The organism is Methylocaldum sp. (assembly GCF_039794385.1).
Classification (GTDB): domain Bacteria; phylum Pseudomonadota; class Gammaproteobacteria; order Methylococcales; family Methylococcaceae; genus Methylocaldum.
The window spans coordinates 1-3,322 of sequence record NZ_JBDIVO010000440.1 but is presented as its reverse complement, the minus strand read 5'-3'; the positions used below and the strand labels follow the sequence as shown (position 1 = coordinate 3,322).

The window sequence follows — 3,322 nt, the reverse complement described above, 5'->3', positions numbered from 1 at the left end:
GAAGCGAAGCCCAGGTCCTTGAGCATCCGCTAACCGAACTTCCCCTTGATCCTTTTCTTCGATCTTCACCACCGCGAGAAGAGCCGTCCGCCCATCCGGATGGCGCGTGGCGGAGACCACTGTTCCGACGCTTTCCGCAATGCCTTCGATATGAAGCGTGGTACCGGGCGGCGGAACCGAATCGCCGGCGGCGTAGGCCAGGTATAGGCGCCGCTTGAGTTGCCCGCGGTAATGCAGCCGCGCGATGACTTCCTGTCCCGGATAACAGCCTTTGGTGAAACACAGGCCGCCCAGGGCCTCCATGTTCAGCATCTGCGGGATGAACTCGCCGGCCGTTTCCGGCACCAGCAGCGGTATGCCGGCCAAAATGTCCAGCAGAGACCAGGCGTCCCGCCCTACGGGCGAAACACTGGACAGAAGGTTTTGCCACGTTTCGGCAACCGCCGCCGCGCTGCCGACAAGAACCCAGCGGGGGTGTGGTTGTCCGGTGATCGCCATTAGGGTGCAAGCCCCGTAGCTGCGGGTATCCCCGGCCTGTTCGGGCGGCGGCGCGCCGAACAAGGCGGCGAGCCGGGATTCCATGCTCGGACCGGATAAACCGACGCGGACCAGGTCGTTGCCGGCATCAGTGAGAGTCGCCTTGACCCTGAGAAGGTATAGTTTCAATCCGGTTAAAACCGACTTCACGAGACCTTTCGGCAGAAGAAGGTGAAAGGCACCGTCGTGCACGAACAGCCAGAACGTCGCCTGCGCCCTTCCCTTGGCGTCGCACCAGGCGGTGAACAGTCCCTTTTCCGCCGACACCAGGCGCACGTCGCCGGTGAATAGACTCGCCAGAAATTTCTGGGCGTCGTCGCCCTTGACTTCGATCAGTCCGTAATGGGACAGGTCCGCCATCACATCGGCGCTCAGCGCCTGCCGGCACTCGGCTTCGACATGCCCGAAGTCGATGACTCCGGAATCGTCGAACCGCGCTCCGCTTTGTTCCAAAACCGCCTGCCATAACTCGGGGGGCGATTCCGCCGCGGTGCAAGCGCCCGCGGGAGGCGCCTTGCCGAGTCCCGGTACGGTCATCGCTTCGCCGGTTGCCATGCGCTTTCCTCCTCGGGTCCGAAACAATTGGAATATTCGACGCACTCCGCGCAGCTGGGGGAGCGGCAGACGAAGGCCCCATCGCGTTCGCAGAGCTGTTTGTAGAAAAACTTCTTCCAGCGCATGCCGCCGGTATTTCGAGCGAACAGCGCGGGAAAACGGCGTGCCAGAAGGTCGGATAGGGCCTTTCGGTCGGGCAAGCCCATGTCCTGCCAGAGATGGTCGTCCCCCATGCAGCAGGCGGCGATCGCGTAAGCCAGCCAGCGGCTCTCCCGGCTGTCGTCGCCGCGGTGTTCCAAAAGCAGCGCCACGAGATCTTCGAATTCGTCCGTCTCTATCCGGCGGGTTTTGGTGTCCGCAAGCGATGCTTTCAACGCCGGCGTGAGATAAATGCGAGCGGCGCCCGGAAAATACCGGTCGAGCAGCCCCTCGAACTCATCCGCATCGAGCCCGAAGGCCGCCCGCCCCGTCAGCCTGGACGAACTCCGCGCCATCTCGATCGCCGAAACGAAGGTGCGGGTCACGGAGTCCTGCGGGTCGCGGGCGTAGCCCATCAGCGGATCGTAGTGGACCGCCGAGGGAACGGGCGCCGAAGCGTTCGGGATGGGCTGGCGCATGGGGGCTGGCATCAGGCTGCCGCCGCTTCGTGGGTATAGCACTGCTTGGGGCATATCTTGGCGCAAGCCTCACACCCCACGCAGTTCGCGACGTTGGCGATCGACATCACTTTCTTGTCGTATTCGTCGTCCTCGTCCTCGTCCTGGCTGAGCGTGACTATTTCGCCGTCCTCGTTGACTCCGACCATCTCCAGGACTTCGCGTCCGCAGACCTTATAGCAGCGTCCGCAGCCGATACATTTCTCCTGGTCGATGATCTCGACAAATTTGGGGGTCCATACCTTGCCCCCGGGTAGGGTGACCGTAAATTCGCTCATCGTAGACTCCTAACCAGCGCTGGTTTTGCGGAATTCGTCCAGTTCACGATAGGCCTGATAGGTTTTCTCCGCGACTTCCAGGATTCGCTCCCAGCCGGTGGGCAAATCCTCGGCCAAGTCGTGGAGATCCATTTTCAGCGCGGTCGCCTGGGCGTTCAGTTTTTTCAGTTTGGCTTTCGTATCTTCTGCGTCTGTCATGGGTGCCTCGTTGGTTTGCCGGTTCGGGCGGGGTTCCGTCGATGACTGTGCCCCGCCTTCTCGCGGTTTCCGGCGGGTTACGGCCGGATCCGGCCTGACCCACCCTACGTTGTTCTCAACTGTAGCGGGCCACTTCGGAATATTTGTTGATCATGTCCACTCCTGCGGCCACGAGTTTCTCGCCTTCCTCCGCGAGTTTTTCCATGGACGGAAATCCGAACCGGTGAACGTCGCGCAACTGCTTGTTCACCACGATCAGCCGGCCGGCGATCAGTACCATGCGGCCGAAGCCTTCGTGCGACATCTTCATCATGGGCGTGACCATGACCCCGCTGGCCCGCTCGATGGAAAGGCCGACGGCGTTATAGAACAGGTCCAGACGCCACAAGGTCTCGGGGTCGGGATCGCCGACGATGGGAATCGCCTGCCGCTTCTCCTTGGTGAGGATGTAAGGCTCGAGCAGCATTTCGTCGCTCTTGCCGTCCCAGGTGCCGTAGGAATCCTGCGCGCGCCATTGCTTGACCAATTCCTTGATGAACGCCGACTCCATGGGCGATGCCGCGCCTTCGGTTTTTACTGCCAATGCTTCAGCCATGTTCCACCTCTTCTTCTTCAAAATCGAATTCACGGTCCTGCCCCTTGCCTTCCTTCGCCAGCACCTTGCGGAGCCAGGGCGGCGGAGTGCCTTTGAGGACCTGCTGGAGTTTGTCCAAGAGATCGGTGATAGGCTCGGGCTGCGGAACCTTCATGGGATGTATGCCCTGGGCCACCACCCGCGCCGCGCCGGAACCGCCGATGGCGGCGACGTAAAGAATTGCGCAGTCCTTGATGGCTTCGAGCTTCGGAGCCAGCTTGTCTTCGTTGCCGTCTTCCTGCAGGTCGCCCTCGAATTGCACGGCTTCGAGGAAGCGATAGCCCTCCGCCGACAATTCATAGATGGCGATGTTCTTGGCCCATCCGAAATGGGCGTCGACCCGTTGTAGGTCTTGGGTAGAGAATGCGACCTTCATGCTTCCTCCGCGATAAAAGGATTCGTTTGATTGAGCTTCCGGCTTAATGAGCCGCAACCGCCGCCGTGCCAGCACGTTCGTTCTCCTC

The 3,322-nt window shown here is 61.3% G+C and carries 6 protein-coding genes; all 6 read right to left on the bottom strand.

Going from position 1 to position 3,322, the window contains the following annotated elements; all coding sequences use genetic code 11:
• Positions 1 to 1,092 (bottom strand): hypothetical protein (locus tag ABJK70_RS22355; protein ID WP_347259177.1); only part of this gene is annotated, 1,092 nt, incomplete at its 3' end.
• Complete coding sequence (locus tag ABJK70_RS22350; RefSeq protein WP_347259176.1) at positions 1,071 to 1,721, bottom strand: nitrogen fixation protein NifQ; 651 nt, start codon at positions 1,719 to 1,721, stop codon at positions 1,071 to 1,073. The genes ABJK70_RS22355 and ABJK70_RS22350, both read right to left, overlap by 22 nt.
• Complete coding sequence (gene fdxB / locus ABJK70_RS22345; RefSeq protein ID WP_077729070.1) at positions 1,721 to 2,026, bottom strand: ferredoxin III, nif-specific; 306 nt, start codon at positions 2,024 to 2,026, stop codon at positions 1,721 to 1,723. Before fdxB ends, ABJK70_RS22350 begins: the two co-directional genes overlap by 1 nt.
• Before the next feature lie 9 nt (positions 2,027 to 2,035).
• The gene (locus ABJK70_RS22340; protein WP_077729069.1) at positions 2,036 to 2,224 is read right to left on the bottom strand and encodes a CCE_0567 family metalloprotein; all 189 of its coding nucleotides are present in this window, start codon (positions 2,222 to 2,224) and stop codon (positions 2,036 to 2,038) included.
• Between the two features lie 115 nt (positions 2,225 to 2,339).
• The gene (locus ABJK70_RS22335; RefSeq protein ID WP_347259175.1) at positions 2,340 to 2,819 is read right to left on the bottom strand and encodes a NifX-associated nitrogen fixation protein; all 480 of its coding nucleotides are present in this window, start codon (positions 2,817 to 2,819) and stop codon (positions 2,340 to 2,342) included.
• Positions 2,812 to 3,234, bottom strand: a complete 423-nt coding sequence (nifX, locus tag ABJK70_RS22330; protein WP_077729124.1) for a nitrogen fixation protein NifX — start codon at positions 3,232 to 3,234, stop codon at positions 2,812 to 2,814. Before nifX ends, ABJK70_RS22335 begins: the two co-directional genes overlap by 8 nt.
• Positions 3,235 to 3,322: the final 88 nt, after the last annotated feature.